General features: G+C 53.9%; 19 protein-coding genes and 1 rRNA gene. 17 read left to right on the top strand and 3 right to left on the bottom strand.

All coding sequences use genetic code 11. The features are described 5' to 3' along the window. Window positions 1-20 precede the first annotated feature (20 nt). The 5 genes from atpG (at window position 21) to BGP77_RS03905 (ending at window position 4,232) form a co-directional block, all read left to right on the top strand. The gene (gene atpG / locus BGP77_RS03925; protein WP_108163429.1) at window positions 21-887 is read left to right on the top strand and encodes a F0F1 ATP synthase subunit gamma; all 867 of its coding nucleotides are present in this window, start codon (window positions 21-23) and stop codon (window positions 885-887) included. A gap of 24 nt (window positions 888-911) precedes the next feature. Next, a complete protein-coding gene (gene atpD, locus BGP77_RS03920; protein WP_108163428.1) occupies window positions 912-2,318 on the top strand; it encodes a F0F1 ATP synthase subunit beta in 1,407 nt (468 codons plus the stop codon). Window positions 2,319-2,335: 17 nt separating this feature from the next. Then, window positions 2,336-2,755: a F0F1 ATP synthase subunit epsilon gene (locus BGP77_RS03915; protein ID WP_108163427.1), complete on the top strand. Its 420-nt coding sequence runs from the start codon at window positions 2,336-2,338 to the stop codon at window positions 2,753-2,755. Window positions 2,756-2,854: 99 nt separating this feature from the next. Beyond that, window positions 2,855-3,736: a LysR family transcriptional regulator gene (locus BGP77_RS03910; protein ID WP_108163426.1), complete on the top strand. Its 882-nt coding sequence runs from the start codon at window positions 2,855-2,857 to the stop codon at window positions 3,734-3,736. A 94-nt stretch (window positions 3,737-3,830) separates the two neighbouring features. Next, the gene (locus BGP77_RS03905; protein ID WP_108163425.1) at window positions 3,831-4,232 is read left to right on the top strand and encodes a RidA family protein; all 402 of its coding nucleotides are present in this window, start codon (window positions 3,831-3,833) and stop codon (window positions 4,230-4,232) included. A gap of 6 nt (window positions 4,233-4,238) precedes the next feature. On the opposite strand, the gene cmoB is transcribed toward BGP77_RS03905, so the two are convergent. From cmoB to BGP77_RS03890, 3 genes are read right to left on the bottom strand one after another with little or no spacing between them, the layout of a single operon-like run. After that, window positions 4,239-5,240, bottom strand: coding sequence for a tRNA 5-methoxyuridine(34)/uridine 5-oxyacetic acid(34) synthase CmoB (cmoB, locus tag BGP77_RS03900; protein WP_108163424.1), 1,002 nt, complete (start codon window positions 5,238-5,240; stop codon window positions 4,239-4,241). Beyond that, window positions 5,237-5,968, bottom strand: a complete 732-nt coding sequence (cmoA, locus tag BGP77_RS03895; RefSeq protein ID WP_108163423.1) for a carboxy-S-adenosyl-L-methionine synthase CmoA — start codon at window positions 5,966-5,968, stop codon at window positions 5,237-5,239. The genes cmoB and cmoA overlap by 4 nt, the downstream gene beginning before the upstream one ends. Window positions 5,969-5,999: 31 nt before the next feature. Further along, the gene (locus tag BGP77_RS03890; RefSeq protein WP_108163422.1) at window positions 6,000-7,202 is read right to left on the bottom strand and encodes an MFS transporter; all 1,203 of its coding nucleotides are present in this window, start codon (window positions 7,200-7,202) and stop codon (window positions 6,000-6,002) included. Window positions 7,203-7,296: 94 nt separating this feature from the next. On the opposite strand from BGP77_RS03890, the gene BGP77_RS03885 reads away from it, so the two are divergent. From BGP77_RS03885 to BGP77_RS03830, 12 genes are all read left to right on the top strand, one after another. Beyond that, window positions 7,297-8,046, top strand: a complete 750-nt coding sequence (locus BGP77_RS03885; RefSeq protein WP_108163421.1) for a helix-turn-helix domain-containing protein — start codon at window positions 7,297-7,299, stop codon at window positions 8,044-8,046. A gap of 189 nt (window positions 8,047-8,235) precedes the next feature. Further along, window positions 8,236-9,312: a DUF418 domain-containing protein gene (locus tag BGP77_RS03880; protein WP_108163420.1), complete on the top strand. Its 1,077-nt coding sequence runs from the start codon at window positions 8,236-8,238 to the stop codon at window positions 9,310-9,312. A 233-nt stretch (window positions 9,313-9,545) separates the two neighbouring features. Next, a complete protein-coding gene (gene prfC, locus BGP77_RS03875) occupies window positions 9,546-11,132 on the top strand; it encodes a peptide chain release factor 3 (RefSeq protein WP_108163419.1) in 1,587 nt (528 codons plus the stop codon). Between the two features lie 36 nt (window positions 11,133-11,168). Continuing rightward, window positions 11,169-11,489: a hypothetical protein gene (locus BGP77_RS03870; protein WP_108163418.1), complete on the top strand. Its 321-nt coding sequence runs from the start codon at window positions 11,169-11,171 to the stop codon at window positions 11,487-11,489. Window positions 11,490-11,611: 122 nt separating this feature from the next. Beyond that, window positions 11,612-12,040, top strand: coding sequence for a 50S ribosomal protein L13 (gene rplM / locus BGP77_RS03865; RefSeq protein ID WP_108163417.1), 429 nt, complete (start codon window positions 11,612-11,614; stop codon window positions 12,038-12,040). 11 nt (window positions 12,041-12,051) lie between these two features. Further along, on the top strand, window positions 12,052-12,447 hold the full coding sequence (rpsI, locus tag BGP77_RS03860; RefSeq protein WP_108163416.1) for a 30S ribosomal protein S9: 396 nt from the start codon (window positions 12,052-12,054) through the stop codon (window positions 12,445-12,447). A gap of 213 nt (window positions 12,448-12,660) precedes the next feature. After that, on the top strand, window positions 12,661-13,254 hold the full coding sequence (gene petA / locus BGP77_RS03855; RefSeq protein ID WP_108163415.1) for a ubiquinol-cytochrome c reductase iron-sulfur subunit: 594 nt from the start codon (window positions 12,661-12,663) through the stop codon (window positions 13,252-13,254). Further along, window positions 13,254-14,483, top strand: a complete 1,230-nt coding sequence (locus BGP77_RS03850) for a cytochrome bc complex cytochrome b subunit (protein ID WP_108163414.1) — start codon at window positions 13,254-13,256, stop codon at window positions 14,481-14,483. Before petA ends, BGP77_RS03850 begins: the two co-directional genes overlap by 1 nt. Further along, on the top strand, window positions 14,480-15,241 hold the full coding sequence (locus BGP77_RS03845) for a cytochrome c1 (protein WP_370446822.1): 762 nt from the start codon (window positions 14,480-14,482) through the stop codon (window positions 15,239-15,241). Before BGP77_RS03850 ends, BGP77_RS03845 begins: the two co-directional genes overlap by 4 nt. 98 nt (window positions 15,242-15,339) lie before the next feature. Further along, the gene (locus BGP77_RS03840; RefSeq protein ID WP_108163413.1) at window positions 15,340-15,969 is read left to right on the top strand and encodes a glutathione S-transferase N-terminal domain-containing protein; all 630 of its coding nucleotides are present in this window, start codon (window positions 15,340-15,342) and stop codon (window positions 15,967-15,969) included. 2 nt (window positions 15,970-15,971) lie between these two features. Next, window positions 15,972-16,379, top strand: a complete 408-nt coding sequence (locus tag BGP77_RS03835) for a ClpXP protease specificity-enhancing factor (RefSeq protein ID WP_199224191.1) — start codon at window positions 15,972-15,974, stop codon at window positions 16,377-16,379. A 405-nt stretch (window positions 16,380-16,784) separates the two neighbouring features. Then, window positions 16,785-16,935, top strand: a 16S ribosomal RNA gene (locus BGP77_RS03830); the annotation flags it as partial.

The following is a 16,935-nucleotide window of genomic DNA, read 5'->3' as shown; positions in this document are numbered from 1 at the left end:
GACTGAACTGAGGCAATGCTATGGCAGCCGGAAAAGAGATACGGACAAAGATAGCGGGCTTTAAGAACACGCAGAAAATCACCTCGGCCATGGAAATGGTTGCGGCGAGTAAGAAGCGTAAAGCCCAGGATCGGATGGATGCCAGTAAGCCCTATGCGGACAAAATCCGCGCGGTGATCGGCCATTTGGCCAACGCCAACGCGGAATATCGCCACCCTTATTTGGTTGAGCGTGACGTCAAGCGTGTGGGTTTCATCGTGGTCTCCACGGACCGAGGCATGTGTGGTGGTCTGAATGCCAACCTGTTCAAACAGGTGATTCAGCAAGCCAATGCCTGGCAAGACAAAGGCGCATCAGTGCAAATCAGTGCCATCGGCAGTAAAGGCACCGGTTTCTTCAAAGGTCGCGGCTTCGATGTCGCAGCTTCGATGTCACAGCTGGGTGATAAGCCTTCTGTGAGCGATCTGATCGGCGGCGTCAAGGTCATGCTGGACGATTACAACGAGGGCAAGATCGATCGTCTGTATCTGGTGTTCAATGAATTCGTGAACACCATGGTACAGAAGCCGGTCCTTGAACAGCTGTTGCCCCTGGAAGCGGCCGAAGACGAAAGCGCGCGCCGCCATACTTGGGACTATTTATACGAGCCAGACGCTGAGTCACTGCTCGACCACCTGATGGTTCGCTACGTCGAATCGGTGGTTTATCAGGGCGTAGTGGAGAACTTTGCTTGTGAACAGGCCGCACGCATGATGGCAATGAAGAGCGCCAGTGATAATGCTGAGGATCTGATCGAAAGTCTCAATATGGAATACAACAAGGCGCGTCAGGCAGCGATTACTCAGGAAATCGCTGAAATTGTCGGCGGCGCTTCCGCGGTGCAATAACACGGTTTTGAGAGGATACAGAAGATGAGTAGCGGACGTATCACCCAGATCATCGGCGCCGTTGTCGACGTGGAATTCCCGCGCGATAACGTCCCCAAGATCTATGACGCTCTGAAAGTAAATGAAGTTGGCCTGACACTCGAAGTTCAGCAGCAGCTGGGCGACGGCATTGTCCGGGCCATTGCCATGGGCAGCACCGAAGGTGTGAAACGTGGTTTGGCAGTAGACAATACCGGTGAAGCGATCAGCGTACCGGTCGGCACGGCCACTCTGGGTCGCATCATGAACGTTCTCGGTGAACCCATCGATGAACGCGGTGACATTGGTTCGCAAGAACACGCCACCATTCACCGTGATGCTCCGAGCTACGCTGAGCAATCACAGAACACCGAGCTGCTGGAAACCGGCATCAAGGTCATCGACCTGATCTGCCCGTTCGCTAAGGGCGGTAAAGTCGGTCTGTTCGGTGGTGCCGGTGTGGGTAAAACGGTCAACATGCTTGAGTTGATCAACAACATCGCCATCGAACACTCCGGCCTGTCTGTTTTCGCCGGTGTGGGTGAGCGGACTCGTGAAGGTAACGACTTCTATCACGAAATGAGTGATGCCGGCGTTATCAAACTGGACAACCTGGCGGAATCGAAAGTAGCCATGGTTTACGGCCAGATGAACGAGCCGCCCGGTAACCGTCTGCGTGTGGCGCTGACCGGCCTGACCATGGCCGAGCAGTTCCGTGACGAAGGTCGTGATGTTCTGTTGTTCGTCGATAACATCTACCGTTACACCCTGGCCGGTACCGAAGTATCAGCACTGCTCGGCCGTATGCCGTCTGCGGTGGGCTACCAGCCGACATTGGCGGAAGAAATGGGCGTTCTTCAGGAGCGTATTACCTCCACTAAGACCGGTTCCATTACCTCCGTTCAGGCAGTGTACGTACCGGCGGATGACCCGACTGACCCGTCTCCGGCGACCACCTTCGCCCACTTGGACGCAACGGTCATGTTGAGCCGTGACATCGCTGCTTTGGGTATCTACCCAGCGGTTGATCCTCTGGCTTCTACCTCTCGTCAGCTCGACCCACTGGTCGTCGGCGGTGAGCACTATGACTGTGCCCGTGGCGTTCAGGGCGTGCTGCAGAAGTACAAAGAGCTGAAGGACATCATCGCCATCCTGGGTATGGACGAACTGTCTGATGAAGACAAACTGACGGTAGCGCGCGCTCGTAAGATCGAACGTTTCCTGTCTCAGCCGTTCCACGTGGCGGAAGTCTTCACAGGTGCTCCAGGTAAATACGTATCACTGAAAGAAACCATCCGTGGTTTCCAGGGCATCCTGGACGGTGAATACGATGAGGTCGCCGAGCAGGACTTCTACATGAAGGGTTCGATCGACGAAGTAATGGAAGCACACAACGCCCGTAGCAAAGGCTAATCAGGGCGGAGGTAGCTATGGCCATGACTGTTCATTGCGATATCGTCAGCGCCGAAGAGAAAATCTTCGAAGGGCTGGTCGAGACCATCGTCTGTGAAGGCGAGCAGGGCGAGCTGGGTATCAAACCCAAGCACGCGCCCTTGCTGACCCGCCTGAATCCGGCGCCGGTCAAGCTGACGCTGCAAAACGGCAGTGAAGAGGTGTACTACGTTTCTGGAGGCTTCCTGGAAGTCCAGCCGGACGTGGTGACCATTCTCGCTGATACCGCTTTGCGCGCGCACGACATCGACGAAGCCGCAGCGGCAAAAGCCAAGCAGGACGCCGAACAAGCCATCGCCGATAAGATGGCCGAAGCGGAGTTTGCACAGGTCGCAGCCGACCTGGCGCGGGCCGCTGCCCAGTTGCGCACACTGCGGGAATCCAAACGCCTGAAGTGATGCCAGACTGATGCAGTTAAAAAGCGACCTTCGGGTCGCTTTTTTTTTGCGTTACAGAATGCTTGGGTAACAATGCGGGTCCCAATAGGTGGGTTCGACATGATTGAAAAGCTGGAACTCAAACAAGTGCGGACGCTGGCTGTTCTGCTGCAGACCGGTTCGATCTCGGCGACTGCCGAACACTTGAGTCTGTCGCAGCAGGCCGTGAGCCAACAGCTGAATCGTTTGCGCGAACTGCTGGGCGACCCTTTGTTTGTTCGCTCCGGTCAGGGTATGGCGCCCACCCACTATGCCCGCTCGATTGAAGCGCAATTGCAGCACGTTTTGGCGGCGGTGCAGGCAATTCCGTTACCGGGCCAGCAAGCGTTGAACGAATTGGATCGCGCGCTGGTGATTTCTGCGACTGACTACACACAGCAACTCATTGCGTTACCGCTGTTAGCCGAATTGCGCGAATGGGCACCCAACGTTCGACTGAAACTGATCAATATTGAAGCTCAGTCTCTGACTCGTCGGATGCAACAAGGTGACATCGATCTGGCATTAACGACGTCAGCCTATGTGCCGGAAGGTTTGGAATCACGTGCACTCTTTACTGAAGAATATCGACTGTATTCCGCGCATCACTCTGTGCCCGATAATACCGCTTTGAGTTTGTCTCAACTGGTGGGTTTAGATTTTGTCGTGACCTCACCCGGAACCGCCGATTTTAAAGGTTCGGCGCAGGACTGGTTTGAACGGCGCGATATTAAGCGACGCGTTGTGCTCAGCGTGCCCAGTTTTTATATGGCGCAACGGGCGCTGCAACAGGCGGCATTGGTTGCGTTTCTGCCACGTCGATTGCCGCGTTTAGAGGGAATTTATGAATTGCCATTACAGCCGTTGCCTCCCGGCTATGAAGTGGTTGCTGCTTACCATCCAAGCGCCGCTTCCGATCCATTATTGAGGCGGGTTTTGACATGGATGCAGACTTACTTTTGAGCGTGCTTGTATCGGATACAAGGCGTGATTGATGGTTGGGCCTGGCCGCGCTGCATAAGATGCGCGCTCAATCAATTGCACCGAGAGCGCTGCCATGTCCATTGAAATGATCAACCCCGAACACCTCTACGACGGTACACCGGTCGGCTTATCGCAAGCCACGGTTGATACCGATACCGGTCTTATATTTGTTTCTGGCCAAGTGGACTGGGACAGCAACAGTCGGCGCTTGCACGACGGCATCGCTGAGCAGACGGACGCCGCTCTGGCGAATCTAGTCATTGCCCTGGAAGCAGCTGGCTCAGGGGTCAAAGGTGTGCTGCAATTACGCATCTATGTGCGCGGCGAAGTAGCCGATCACTTGCCTTCCATTGCGCCCTTGTTGCCCAAATATTTTGGCGAACATCGACCCGCGTTAACCGGTATTGGTGTGGCTTCTTTAGCCGAGCCGGATTTGCTGATTGAAATTGAAGCTACGGCTAAGGTATTGCGTTAATTATTCTTAAAGCTGATAGCGACGTAAACGTTGTTGGTCGTCCGGTTTGCGGGCGATCAACACCGCGCGCAGCGGTGCGGGGAGTCCTTCAATGGTTAAGTTAGGGTCGTCTTGATCCAGATAATCGGCCAGTGATTGACCGGGTTTCCAGTCGGTATTGCGTTGCTCTTCTGTCGTTGTATGAGTGACATCAACAATGTGAACGTCTTCAAAGCCTACCTTCTCTAACCACAGTGCCAACGCTTGAGGCGAGGGCAAAAACCAAACGTTATTCATGCGGGCATAACGCCCGGGTGGTACCAAGGCTTCACGTTCACCGCCGTCAATCACCAGAGTTTCCAACAGCAGTTCTCCGCCGGGTCGCAAAGCAGCACGGAGCTCGCTGAGGTGATCCAAGGGTGAACGTCGATGGTACAGAACCCCCATGGAAAATGCCGTATCAAAGGCTTCCAAATTGGGAGTTAACTGTTCCAGTGTCAGTGGCAAAACAGTGTGGCTGGGGTCATTAAAATAACGGTTAATGGCCAGGTGTTGAACGACCGACAACCAGGACGGATCAATGCCCGCCACCAGTCGTGCGCCCGCTGCTTTCATGCGCCAGCCATAGTAGCCATTGCCACTGCCGACATCCAAAACGGTACGATTTTTTAAATCGCTTAAATGTGGCGCAACACGCGCCCACTTCAGGTCGCAACGCCATTCAGAATCGATAAAAGTGTCGAATAATTGGAAGGGACCTTTGCGCCAGGGAATCAAACCGCGCAATGCCTCATTGAGTGATTCTGATTGATCTTGTGTTAGCGGTTGCTCGGTACTAGCAGCGACTCGATCCAGGTTGATTTTTAAGTGATCAATATTCGGTAGCTTATCGAGTTGCTGCAAAAATCGTGGCAAATTCCCGTCGTTTAAGTTGGCAAATAATTGTGCCATTTGTTCGCTTAATGGCGCTTGCCAATGAGCAAGGGAGGTATTGGATAAACACTCAATAAAAGGACGGTAATCAATCATTTGATGGCCAGGAAAGAAGCGAAATTAAAACTCTGGTACCAGAGTGTTGCCACCTGAAATCCAACGCTGTGCAAACGGTTTAAATGATCGTCAGCGCTTTCCGGTAATAGCACCCGTTCAATGGCCTGACGTTTCTGACTGATTTCCAAATCGCTGTAACCATTGGCGCGTTTAAAATCGTGGTGATGCTGCCCGAGCAATTGTTCCTGTACCGGATCTTCGAAGCGCAGTTTTTCCGACAACACCAAAGCACCACCGGGCAGCATGCCATCGTAAATGCGTTGCAGTGTCGCCTGACGTTCTTCCAGTGGAACAAATTGCAGCGTGAAATTCAGGACTACGAACGAAGCGCGCTCGAGCGTCAGGTTGGTGATATCGGCGCAAAGAGTGTGCACGGGTGTGGGTAAATCTTCACTGTCGAGAAAATCGCGGCTGCGATCGAGCATCGCTTGGCTGTTATCCACCGCAATAATGCGCGCACCGGGCGTGTGAACGCGATGCCGCATCGCGAGGCTGGCGGCCCCCAGCGACGAACCGAGATCGTACAGCTGGCTGTCCGGCTGGGCATACTGCTCAGCCAGTACGCCAATCATGGCGATGATATGGCTGTAACCGGGCACCGAGCGTTTGATCATGTCCGGGAAGACGCGGGCGACCTGCTCATCAAAGCGGAAATCAGCGACCTGGCCGTGGTCGCTGGCGTAGATGGTGTCTTTTTCGTGCGGCATAAAGGCTGAGACTGAGGTTCGTGGAAAGCGCTCAGTTTACCGGTTCAGCGCATAAATCGCGCCCCTCTTGAGCGATCGGCGGCAACCAGTAAGCCAGCACACCGATCAGCGGCAATAGACTGCAAACCCAAAACACGCTGTGCAAGGAAAAGTGATCCACCGCCACGCCTAGCGCCGCCGCGCCAATTCCGCCCAGACCGAACGCCAATCCAAACAGCAAGCCGGAAACGGCGCCAACCCGGTTGGGAATCAGATCCTGAGCGTACACCACCATGACCGGAAAGGCGGATGCCAAAATCGCACCGGAGAGCACGGCGGCCGGTAATGCCAGTGGCAAGTAACCGCTGGTAGCGGCAAGGCTGAATGGCAATGCGAGCACAAACGACGCCAGGATAACGCTGCGCCCACCCAGGTGATCACTGGCCCAGCCGCCGACGATGGTGCCGCTGGCAACCGCCGCCAGAAACAGGAACAGGCCAATTTGCGCCAGGTTCTGATCCAGTACAAAACGGTGCATCAGGTAGAACAAGTAGAAGTTGCTGAAACAGGCCAGATAAAGCCATTTCACGAGCATCAACCCAAACAGTAATGCCAGGCCACAGCGTTGTTGTCGATTCAGTGATGCCCGGTTTCGGCTGGGGGGGTGTGTCGTCTTGGGTTGGCGTTGCCAGGGTGCCAGGCGCAGTATCAATAGCAGAGCTGCCAGTGTGAGCACAGCAAACCAACTGATCTGCGAACGGCCAATCGGCAATACCAGAGCAACCACCAACAGAGGACCCAGGGCTGCGCCTAAGTTACCGCCAAATTGAAACAGTGACTGTGCCAGTCCGGGTTTGTGGGCGCTGCTCAACCGAACCAGCCGTGCGGCTTCAGGGTGAAACACGGCCGAACCCAGTCCAAGCATCAGGCTGGCTGTTAGCAGGCCCGTGTAATGCGGCGCGAAGGCCAGCGTCAGCAGGCCAGCCAGAGTGCACAGCATGCCCAGCGGCAGTAATGCAGACAGCCGATAGCGATCAGCCCAGCTTCCGATCAGCGGCTGCATCAAGGAAGCCGTCAACTGATAACTCAGCGACAGCAAACCCAGTTGGGTGTAGCTGAGCGAAAAGTCGGTTTTCAGCAGCGGGTAGATGGCCAGCAAAACGGATTGCACCAGGTCGTTCAGCAAATGGCACAGGCTGAGGCCGGTGATTAGGGTGCGTTCGGTGGTTCGGGATAACACAGTGGGGGTGGTCATACGGCTCTCCTGTCAGTTTAAGCAGCATGCGCCAGACTGGCAGTTGGCCTGAATATGCAATAGGGTCATTTTCTTTATCAATTGGGCCATCGTTATGACCACACCTGTCCGTGACCTCTTTACTAAGGGCGAATGGTGTCAGCCTCAGGATGTGTTTGCTCCGCACCGCCATCGTCGTGGCCAGTTATTGTTTGCTGAAAATGGCTTGGTACGCGTGGAAACGGACCAGGGCGCCTGGGTTATGCCACCGCAATGCACGCTGTGGATACCGCCAGGCGTGGAGCATTCGGTGCTGATCAGCGACCGGGTGCATCTGATCAACCTCTATGTAGAGCCGCAGGCCGCGGCCATCATGCCGACGCAGTGTGAGGTGTTTGCGGCAACCGAGTTGTTGGTCAGCCTGTTCAAGGAATCGATTGTGCTCAGTGCCCAAGCGCAGCAAACAGAGCGCGATCGGTTGCTGCATCAGTTGTTGATGCTGGAAATACAGCAACTCCAGTCGATGCCATTTTCACTGCCACTGCCGGCTCACCCAGCATTGCGTGCACGGTGTGAGGCGTATGCGCAGCGACCGCAGGCGGGTGTCCGGTTAAATAACTGGTGTGATCAGGTGGGGTTGAGTCGGCGGTCACTCACCCGTTTGTTCCGACAGCAAACCGGCCTCAGCCTGATTGACTGGTGCAACCGAGCCTTGGTGTTGGCGGCGATGGAGCGATTGATGTCAGGTACTCGGGTCAGCGTCGTAGCCTATGAGCTGGGTTATGACAGCCCCTCAGCGTTCTCAAGCGCGTTCCGCAAACAACTCAAACGACCGCCCAGTCATTTTTTACGACCACAACCGTAAGAGGGGCGCGCAGCGGTCGAAAAGTATCGGTCGAAGGTTATGATGGCCGATGGTTAAACGCGATCGCTGCAGCGTTGGTGTATGCGCTCAAACAGACTGGCTGAGTGATAGCTATAAACCATGCGATGTGATTGGAGCCTGGCTTTGGTGACATGAATGGTCGAACGGACCCAACAGGAGTGATCGATAGTGACACAACGCATTGAAGGACTGGATGTCGCCCGGGCGCTGGCACTGTTTGGCATGGTGGTGGTTAACTTCCGGCTGGTTATGGGCGCCGATCACGGTCGAGACTGGTTACTGAGCCTGGCCTTGTTATTTGAGGGGCGTGCGTCAGCGCTGTTCGTGGTGCTGGCGGGCATTGGCATCAGCTTGATGACCGCTCACGCTCGTGGGCACGCCGAGTTTGGTGTTGTCCGTCAGCAGCGCCGAGGTGTCGTGCGCAGAGGGTTGCTGCTTTTCGTGGTTGGCTCGGCGTACACCGCTATTTGGCCGGCCGATATTCTGCATTATTACGGCCTGTATTTTGTCTTCGCCGCCTGGGTTCTGGTGTGGTCTGATCGCGCGCTGTTGTGGCTGGCGGCGGTGGTTATCTTGGCGTTCTCGCTGTTGTTGCTGATGTTCGATTATGAGGCCGGTTGGGACTGGTCATCTTTGACCTATCAAGATAGCTGGTTGCCCCTGGGGATGATTCGTCGATTGTTTTTTAATGGATTTCATCCCGTCCTGCCTTGGCTGGCATTTTTATTGTGGGGAATGTGGCTGGGTCGCCGTGATTTAACCGATGCCCGCATCCGGCGTCGATTACTGATCGGCGCCGTTATCGTCTTGGCCATGGTTGAAGGCAGTTTCTGGGGGCTCGGCGTCTGGGTGCGTGATCAATTTGCGGCCACACCCAGCAGCGATTTGGCGGTGTTGACCTCGATCGACATGATGCCGCCTCTACCGCAGTACGTTTTGAGCGCGTCGGCCTCGGCCACCGCGGTACTGCTGGTGTGTATTGCGTTGGCATTGCGCAAGCCCGGAGCGATGTGGATAAACGCCTTATCGGCTACGGGCCGGCTGTCTCTGACCCTCTACGTAGCGCACGTTATTGTCGGTATGGGGTCCTTGGAGGCATTGGGGCTTCTGGGCGGGCAAGGTGTTGAGTGTTCCTGGTTGGCCGCGCTGGTGTTTTGCTGTGCGGCTGTTGTTGTCAGTGTGTTCTGGTTACGCCGTTTTCGTACCGGGCCACTGGAGTGGTGTGTCCGCAAGATCGCTGGTTAGGCATTGCGGTGGTCGAATATTGGCCGCTGATCATTATAATGCCGGCTGCATTACCACACGATTCCCGGTTCTGCCCAAACTCAGAGCAGACCGCCCCGTTACGACCCGCAGGTGAGCCATGTAGCCCAACGTTCGCAACTTTTATGAGTCTCAGGTTTCTGGCTGAGTCCCGCCAGGATTCTGGTTGGGCAAATTGAACGGCTCCGGTCGTTACGGCATGACAGGTTTATTCAATGACAGACACAAAAATTGCCAGCGAAGTGGGCAAACGCCACACCTTCGCCATCATCTCCCACCCCGATGCGGGTAAAACCACCATCACTGAAAAGGTGCTGTTGTTCGGACAGGCGTTGCAGACGGCAGGCACTGTTAAGGGTAAAAAATCGGGCCAGCATGCCAAGTCCGACTGGATGGAAATGGAAAAAGACCGGGGTATTTCCATTACCACCTCGGTGATGCAGTTCCCTTATCACGACAAGCTGGTCAATCTGCTGGATACACCCGGGCACGAAGACTTCTCAGAAGACACCTATCGCACCTTAACGGCGGTCGACTCCTGTTTGATGGTGATTGATGCGGCCAAGGGTGTGGAGGATCGCACCATTAAGCTGATGGACGTCGCACGCATGCGCGAAACGCCTGTGCTGACGTTTATGAATAAGCTCGACCGCGATATTCGCGACCCCATCGAGCTGATGGATGAAGTCGAAAACATTCTTAAGATCAGCTGTGCGCCAATTACTTGGCCTATCGGGCAAGGTAAGCAATTTAAAGGTGTCTACCATCTGCTGAACGACGAAGTCATTCTTTACCAAAGCGGTTTTGGTCATACCATCACTGAACGTCGGGTGATCAAAGGGCTCGATAATCCGGAGTTGGATGCCGCCTTGGATGGGTATGCCGATGAACTGCGCGATGAAATTGAATTGCTCAAAGCGGCAGCGAACCCTTTCGATTTGGAAGAGTTTCTGGCGGGTCAGCTGACACCGGTGTATTTCGGCACGGCGCTGGGTAACTTTGGCGTGGACCATATGCTCGATGGCCTGATTCAGTGGGCACCAACACCGCAGCCGCGTGCGACTGACCAACGTGAAGTCACTGCCGAGGAAGACGCTTTCTCAGGATTTGTGTTCAAGATTCAGGCGAATATGGATCCGAACCATCGCGACCGTGTTGCCTTCTTGCGTATTGTGTCCGGAAAGTACGAAAAAGGCATGAAGATGCGTCAGGTCCGGCTCGGCCGTGACGTGCGCGTTTCCGATGCGCTGACATTCCTGGCGGGCGATCGGGCGGCTGTCGAAGAAGCTTGGGCCGGCGATATCATCGGCCTGCACAATCATGGCACCATTCAGATTGGCGATACCTTCACTCAGGGTGAAGAGATTAAGTTCAGCGGCATTCCCAACTTTGCACCGGAATTGTTTCGCCGCATTCGACTAAAAGATCCGCTCAAAGCCAAACAGCTGCAGAAGGGTTTGCTACAGTTGTCTGAAGAAGGTGCGGTGCAAGTATTCCGCCCACTGAAAAACAATGATTTGATTGTCGGTGCCGTGGGTCTGCTACAGTTTGATGTCGTGGCACAGCGTTTGAAAAGCGAATATAAAGTCGAGGCGGTCTACGAACCCATCAGTGTTGCTACCGCGCGCTGGGTGGAAGCGCCGGACGAGCGTCAGCTTGAGCAGTTCCGTGATAAAGCCCATGACAACCTGGCACTGGATGGCGGCGATAACCTGACGTACATCGCCCCGACCATGGTGAATTTGCAGATGGCGCAGGAGCGGCACCCGGAGATCGGTTTCCGTAAAACGCGCGAACACTGAGTGTCGGCTTAAACGAGAAAGTTTGGAGGAAGATGCATGATCGTCTATTTACTGGGGTTGTTGCTGATTAACGCAGGCGGCGGTAGCGCTGCGGTCCTGGGTTTGCAGTCCCTGGTGAGTGATGGGCGAGTGTCGGCTTACGATGCCAAAGGTTATCTGGTGGTCGTGATGCTCATTCTGACTTTCCTGTTTTCGAGCCTGGCCTATTTTTGGGGCGTCAGTCGCTTTGGCGTCCCCGATATCACCGCACCGGGCATTAATGGAGCCACCTTTGGCTTGCTGTTTACGGCCTGCTGTTGCATGGGCGCTTTGGGTTATGGCTTGTCGCAGATGCAAGCGCCTGAACGCTATCGGTGAAAACTGGATTTGGCCCGCTAAAAAGGCTTGCTCCAGTCCTGCATCTTATATATGATCCGCGCCCTCATTCTGGATTAACTTCCCCTGAGCCCCCACTTACATGGCGGAGTTAAGAGACTAAGATGAAAACATTTGTAGCAAAACCGGCAGAAGTGAAGCGCGACTGGTACGTTGTCGACGCTGACGGTCTGACCTTGGGCCGTTTGGCCACAGAAATTGCTCGTCGTCTGCGCGGTAAGCACAAAGCCGAGTTCACGCCGAACGTCGACACTGGCGATTACATCGTCGTGGTCAACGCTGAGAAAGTGGCTGTGACCGGTCGTAAAGCGAGCCAGAAGATGTATTACCGTCACACTGGTTATCCGGGTGGCCTGAAGTCCATGAGCTTCAACAAGATGGTTGATCACAAGCCTGAGCAAATCATCGAGTTGGCCGTTAAAGGTATGATCCCCCGCACACCGCTGGGTCGGACCATGCTGAAGAAGCTGAAGGTGTATGCCGGTACTGAACATCCGCATACTGCTCAGCAGCCGAAAGAACTGAAGATTTAACGGGGAGCATCATGACAGCCATTCAGCAAAACTACGGTACCGGTCGCCGCAAAACCTCTGCCGCGCGCGTATACCTGCGCCCCGGCAACGGCGACATTCGCATCAACAAGCGTTCGCTGGAAGAGTACTTCGGCCGCGAAACATCACGCATGATCGTGCGTCAGCCGCTGGAACTGGTCGAAATGACCGATAAGTTCGACGTTGTTATCAGCGTTTCCGGTGGCGGTGCCAACGGTCAGGCCGGTGCGATTCGCCACGGCATTACTCGTGCTCTGATCGCTTATGACGAAAATCTGCGCAAGCCGCTGCGTGCTGCGGGTTACGTAACTCGCGACGCCCGTATGGTCGAGCGTAAGAAAATCGGTCTGCACAAAGCGCGTAAGCGTCCTCAGTACTCCAAGCGTTAATCGCGTTGGTGGACTGTACAAGCGCCCGGCTCATGCCGGGCGTTTTTGTTTGCAGCCAGCGCCTGACGGGGGCTGCAGCAATGTTTATGCGGCTTTTGTATACCCTTGTTCGGCGAAGGGTTTTCTTGTCACAGAAGGCGTAATTCTTTAGTATTCCCTCCATTTTGTGGCATCTGCCCAGTACTACACTACCTTCAGACAGAGGACCTAATAATGACGCAAGACGGCGTAAATCAGGGTCGGCGCCGCTTTCTCTACATTGCCGCAGGTGCCATGGGCGCTGCGGGTGCAGTGGGAGTCGCAACCCCTTTCGTCAAATCCTGGTACCCCAGTGAGAAAGCCAAAGCCGTTGGCGCGCCCGTGAGCGTCGATATTGGTACGCTGGAAGCCGGTGAGATACGGACTGTAGAGTGGCGAGGAAAGCCTATTTTCGTCGTGCGTCGCACTGAGACCATGATTGAAAACCTGCAACAAGATGCGTTCATGAGCCGTCTGTCTGATCCTCAGTCTGAAGTTGCTTCGCAGCAGCCGGAATATGCGCAAAACATCTTGCGCTCGCTTTCGGACGATCTGCTGGTGCTCGAAGGCGTCTGTACACACTTGGGCTGTTCGCCACAGTTTCGTCCAGAAGTAGAGCCTCAGCCGTTTGATGAAAACTGGATGGGTGGGTTCTTCTGTCCTTGTCATGGCTCTCGCTTCGATCTGGCGGGTCGCGTATTCCGTGGTGTGCCAGCGCCGACCAATCTGGTGGTGCCGCCCCATCGCATTGATGGCACCGTTTTGACTGTTGGTGAGGAGGCCGCCTGATGAGTACTAGTAAGCCCGCTGTAATGCAGTGGATTGACCGGCGTTTACCGGTTACCAGTGCCTATGAAAAACACATGTCCAAGTACTATGCCCCCAAAAATTTGAACTGGTGGTATGTGTTTGGTCTTTTAGCCATGTTGATGCTGGTCAATCAAATTTTGACTGGGATTTGGCTAACCATGATTTATGTTCCAAGCACGGCTGAAGCTTTTCATGCTGTTGAAGCCGGCATGCGTGATTTGGCAGGTGGCTCTGGGTGGATAATCCGTTATATGCACTCTACGGGAGCTTCCTTCTTTTTTATCGTCGTATACCTGCACATGTTCCGGGGCATTATGTATGGCTCGTACCAAAAACCACGGGAACTGATTTGGGTGTTTGGTATGTTCGTCTACTTGGCGATGATGGCTGAGGGTTTCATGGGATATGTTTTGCCATGGGGGCAAATGTCCTATTGGGGTGCCCAGGTAATCATCTCCCTGTTTGGTGCTATTCCCGTCATCGGTGATGGGTTGACTGAATGGATTCGCGGTGACTTCCTGATCTCGGGTATTACCCTGAATCGTTTCTTTGCGTTGCATGTCATTGCGGTGCCATTAGTGCTGGTTTTGCTGGTGGTATTGCACGTACTGGCGCTGCATGAGGTGGGTTCGAATAACCCTGACGGTATCGATATCAAGAAGCATATGGATGACAAGGGTCGTCCTTTGGATGGGATTCCGTTCCATCCTTACTTCACCATCGGCAAGCTTCCGATGATTATAATCTTCTTGTTCGTTTTCTGTGGTGTGCTCTTCTTTTTCCCAGAAGGTGGCGGTTACTTCCTGGAACACGCGAACTTCGAAGCAGCTAATCCTTTGAAGACACCTGAGCATATCGCACCAACCTGGTATTACGGTGCTTTCTACTCCATCTTGAGAGCGGTGCCTGATAAGTTGTTAGGTGTTGTTGCCATGGGCGCGGCCATAGCTCTGTTGTTTATCCTGCCTTGGCTGGACCGAAGCCCGGTCCGTTCTTGGCGGTATAAAGGTTGGTACAGCAAAATAGCCGTTATTCTGTTTGCTTTATCCTTTATTGCCCTGTCTGCTCTTGGCGGCATGGAGGCTGATGTTAAGAACACATGGCTGGCTCGCTTCTTTGCTGTAATCTATTTCGCCTTTTTCCTTCTGATGCCGTTTTATACGCGTTGGGAGTCGACAAAGCCTGTGCCGGAGAGGGTGCCAGAATGATGAAGAAAATTTTGTTGTCTCTCTTTGTTGGCTTGTTGCCAATGATGGCCCTGTCGGCTGGTGGCGAAGATCTGTTTCTTGACCACATCAAAACAGACGTCACTAACAAGCCGTCATTGCAGCGCGGTGCCCAGTTGTACATGAACTACTGTATGGGTTGTCACTCGCTGGAGCATGCTCGCTATAATCGGATGGCTACGGATCTGGATATTCCTGAAGATATTTTGATGGAGAACTTGGTCTTTACTGACGCAAGTTTTGGTTCGCTGATGGAGAACTCCATGAGCGAAGACGATGGTAAAGCCTGGTTCGGTTCTGCCCCGCCTGATTTGACGCTTGTTGCTCGTGTTCGTGGTCCGGATTGGTTATACACCTATTTGCGTGGTTTCTATAAAGATGAAAGCCGTCCAATGGGTGTCAATAACGTCCGCTTTAATAACGTCGGCATGCCGCACGTATTGATGGAGCTGCAGGGTTTATGTGCTGAAGCGCCGCATCCCGTCAGCGATAAGCGTTTTGATCCGCTGACTGGCCAGACCATCACCGAAGGTGGATGTGAGCACTACGAAGTTGAAGGATCGATGAACCAGTCTGAATATGACGAAGCGGTTTACGATCTGGTTAACTTCCTGGAATACACTGGAGAGCCGTTCAAAAAAGACCGCGAACGCATCGGCTGGATGGTGTTTGCTTTCCTGGCCGTCTTCCTGGTGATTGCTCAGCTGTTGTATCGCGAGCTCTGGAAAGACATCCATTAATTCCAGCCTTCGTTAAAAAGTTATTGATTGCAAAGCGCGGCTTGTCCGCGCTTGTTTTGTCTTCACTAGGGTGTTTTTAGCATCGAGGAGAGTACCTGATGGGCGTTGTTGCCAAGCGTTCTTCCATGACCTTTTATTCTGATCCAGCCAGCCAATATAGCCATCGTGTTCGCATCGTTCTGGCTGAAAAAGGTGTGTCAGTTGACATCAAAGATGTCGACCCGGAAGACATTCCTGAAGAGGTGTTGGACATCAACCCTTACAATACTCTGCCTGTTTTGCACGATCGTGATCTGGTCTTGTACGAACATTATGTGATGATGGAGTACCTCGACGAGCGTTTTCCACATCCCCCGTTGTTGCCCGTCTATCCGGTGGCTCGTGCCAGTAGCCGCCAATACATCGCTCAGATTCAGCGTGAATGGTGTGACAAAGTTGATGCCATCGTTGCGGCTAAGAGCAAAGATAGTGTGACGAAGGCGCGCAAAGAATTGCGTGAAAACCTGATCGCCATGGAGCCGGTTTTCCAGCAGTACGATTACTTCATGAATGAAGAGTTTACGCTGGTCGACTGCTGTGTTGCCCCGATTCTGTGGCGCCTGCCGGCGCTGGGTATCGAACTGCCAGAGAAGCAATGCAAGAGCATGCTGCAATACATGGAGCGTTTGTTTGCGCGTGAATCTTTCCAGGTCAGTCTGTCTGAGATTGAACAGGAAATGCGGGACTGATCATGAGTGAGATGACTTCGAACAAGCCTTACATGGTTCGAGCCATCCATCAGTGGGTGCTGGATAATGACTGCACCCCCTATTTGGTTGTTGCGGCAGACTACCCTGGCGTGGAAGTGCCGGTGCAGTTTGTTCGTGACGGTCAGATAACGCTCAATGTTTCACCGACAGCGGTGCGTGAGCTGGCCATCGATAACCGTTGGATCGAATTCAGTGCGCGTTTCGGTGGGGTTCCGACCTTGATCCGGGTGCCGATGGGAGCGGTCATGGCCATTTTTGCCAAAGAAAATGGCCAGGGTATGGGCTTCGATATCGAAGAACCAACCGAGCCGCCACCCTCAGCTCCGGAAGACCTGAAAGGTCAGAAAGACAGTGGCGCCAAAAAGCCATCTTTGAAAGTGGTGAAATAAGCGCAATCGCGTCCTTGACAGCACCAAGTCCATCTCTATAATGCGCCTCCGCTGTCACCGACAGCCATCCTGAAGCGCTGTTCGAGTCTTCGAAGAGCGCGCCGCTAACAAGCTGATTCCTAAACGAATTTTGCAAATTAGAGTTGACAGGGTGCGGCGCAGGCGTAGAATACGCGCCTCGCTTAAACGAGCGCCAACAGCGCGGCTCGTTGATCTTTAACAGTATTGGAATCAAGTAATTCGTGTGGGCGCTTGTGGGTCGACCTATATGCCTTTCGAGGCAAACTCGATCGACAAGTGACCTGTCAGAAAATTCTGAGAGGCGTTGAAACTCTTTAGGGAGTTTCAGCTTGCGAACGAGTCATGAGTAAAGGCGGATTGTCTTCGGATGGTTTGCCAGACTTTAAACTGAAGAGTTTGATCATGGCTCAGATTGAACGCTGGCGGCAGGCCTAACACATGCAAGTCGAGCGGAAACGATCCTAGCTTGCTAGGAGGCGTCGAGCGGCGGACGGGTGAGTAACGCGTAGGAATCTGCCCGGTAGTTGGGGATAGC

This window comes from Saccharospirillum sp. MSK14-1 (genome assembly GCF_003054965.1).
Taxonomy (GTDB): domain Bacteria; phylum Pseudomonadota; class Gammaproteobacteria; order Pseudomonadales; family Natronospirillaceae; genus Saccharospirillum.
Note: the sequence above shows the minus strand (reverse complement) of the source record. Positions and strands in the feature narration are given on the sequence as shown.

Excerpts from the sequence above, each read along its gene's own strand:
- cmoB (WP_108163424.1), bottom strand. The coding sequence starts at position 5,240 with ATGATTGATTACCGTCCTTTTATTGAGTGTTTATCCAATACCTCCCTT.
- atpG (WP_108163429.1), top strand. The coding sequence starts at position 21 with ATGGCAGCCGGAAAAGAGATACGGACAAAGATAGCGGGCTTTAAGAAC.
- BGP77_RS03890 (WP_108163422.1), bottom strand. The coding sequence starts at position 7,202 with ATGACCACCCCCACTGTGTTATCCCGAACCACCGAACGCACCCTAATC.
- cmoA (WP_108163423.1), bottom strand. The coding sequence starts at position 5,968 with ATGCCGCACGAAAAAGACACCATCTACGCCAGCGACCACGGCCAGGTC.
- rpsI (WP_108163416.1), top strand. The coding sequence starts at position 12,052 with ATGACAGCCATTCAGCAAAACTACGGTACCGGTCGCCGCAAAACCTCT.
- BGP77_RS03870 (WP_108163418.1), top strand. The coding sequence starts at position 11,169 with ATGATCGTCTATTTACTGGGGTTGTTGCTGATTAACGCAGGCGGCGGT.
- BGP77_RS03905 (WP_108163425.1), top strand. The coding sequence starts at position 3,831 with ATGTCCATTGAAATGATCAACCCCGAACACCTCTACGACGGTACACCG.
- BGP77_RS03845 (WP_370446822.1), top strand. The coding sequence starts at position 14,480 with ATGATGAAGAAAATTTTGTTGTCTCTCTTTGTTGGCTTGTTGCCAATG.
- BGP77_RS03915 (WP_108163427.1), top strand. The coding sequence starts at position 2,336 with ATGGCCATGACTGTTCATTGCGATATCGTCAGCGCCGAAGAGAAAATC.
- BGP77_RS03840 (WP_108163413.1), top strand. The coding sequence starts at position 15,340 with ATGGGCGTTGTTGCCAAGCGTTCTTCCATGACCTTTTATTCTGATCCA.
- rplM (WP_108163417.1), top strand. The coding sequence starts at position 11,612 with ATGAAAACATTTGTAGCAAAACCGGCAGAAGTGAAGCGCGACTGGTAC.
- BGP77_RS03910 (WP_108163426.1), top strand. The coding sequence starts at position 2,855 with ATGATTGAAAAGCTGGAACTCAAACAAGTGCGGACGCTGGCTGTTCTG.
- atpD (WP_108163428.1), top strand. The coding sequence starts at position 912 with ATGAGTAGCGGACGTATCACCCAGATCATCGGCGCCGTTGTCGACGTG.
- BGP77_RS03885 (WP_108163421.1), top strand. The coding sequence starts at position 7,297 with ATGACCACACCTGTCCGTGACCTCTTTACTAAGGGCGAATGGTGTCAG.
- prfC (WP_108163419.1), top strand. The coding sequence starts at position 9,546 with ATGACAGACACAAAAATTGCCAGCGAAGTGGGCAAACGCCACACCTTC.
- BGP77_RS03835 (WP_199224191.1), top strand. The coding sequence starts at position 15,972 with ATGAGTGAGATGACTTCGAACAAGCCTTACATGGTTCGAGCCATCCAT.
- petA (WP_108163415.1), top strand. The coding sequence starts at position 12,661 with ATGACGCAAGACGGCGTAAATCAGGGTCGGCGCCGCTTTCTCTACATT.
- BGP77_RS03850 (WP_108163414.1), top strand. The coding sequence starts at position 13,254 with ATGAGTACTAGTAAGCCCGCTGTAATGCAGTGGATTGACCGGCGTTTA.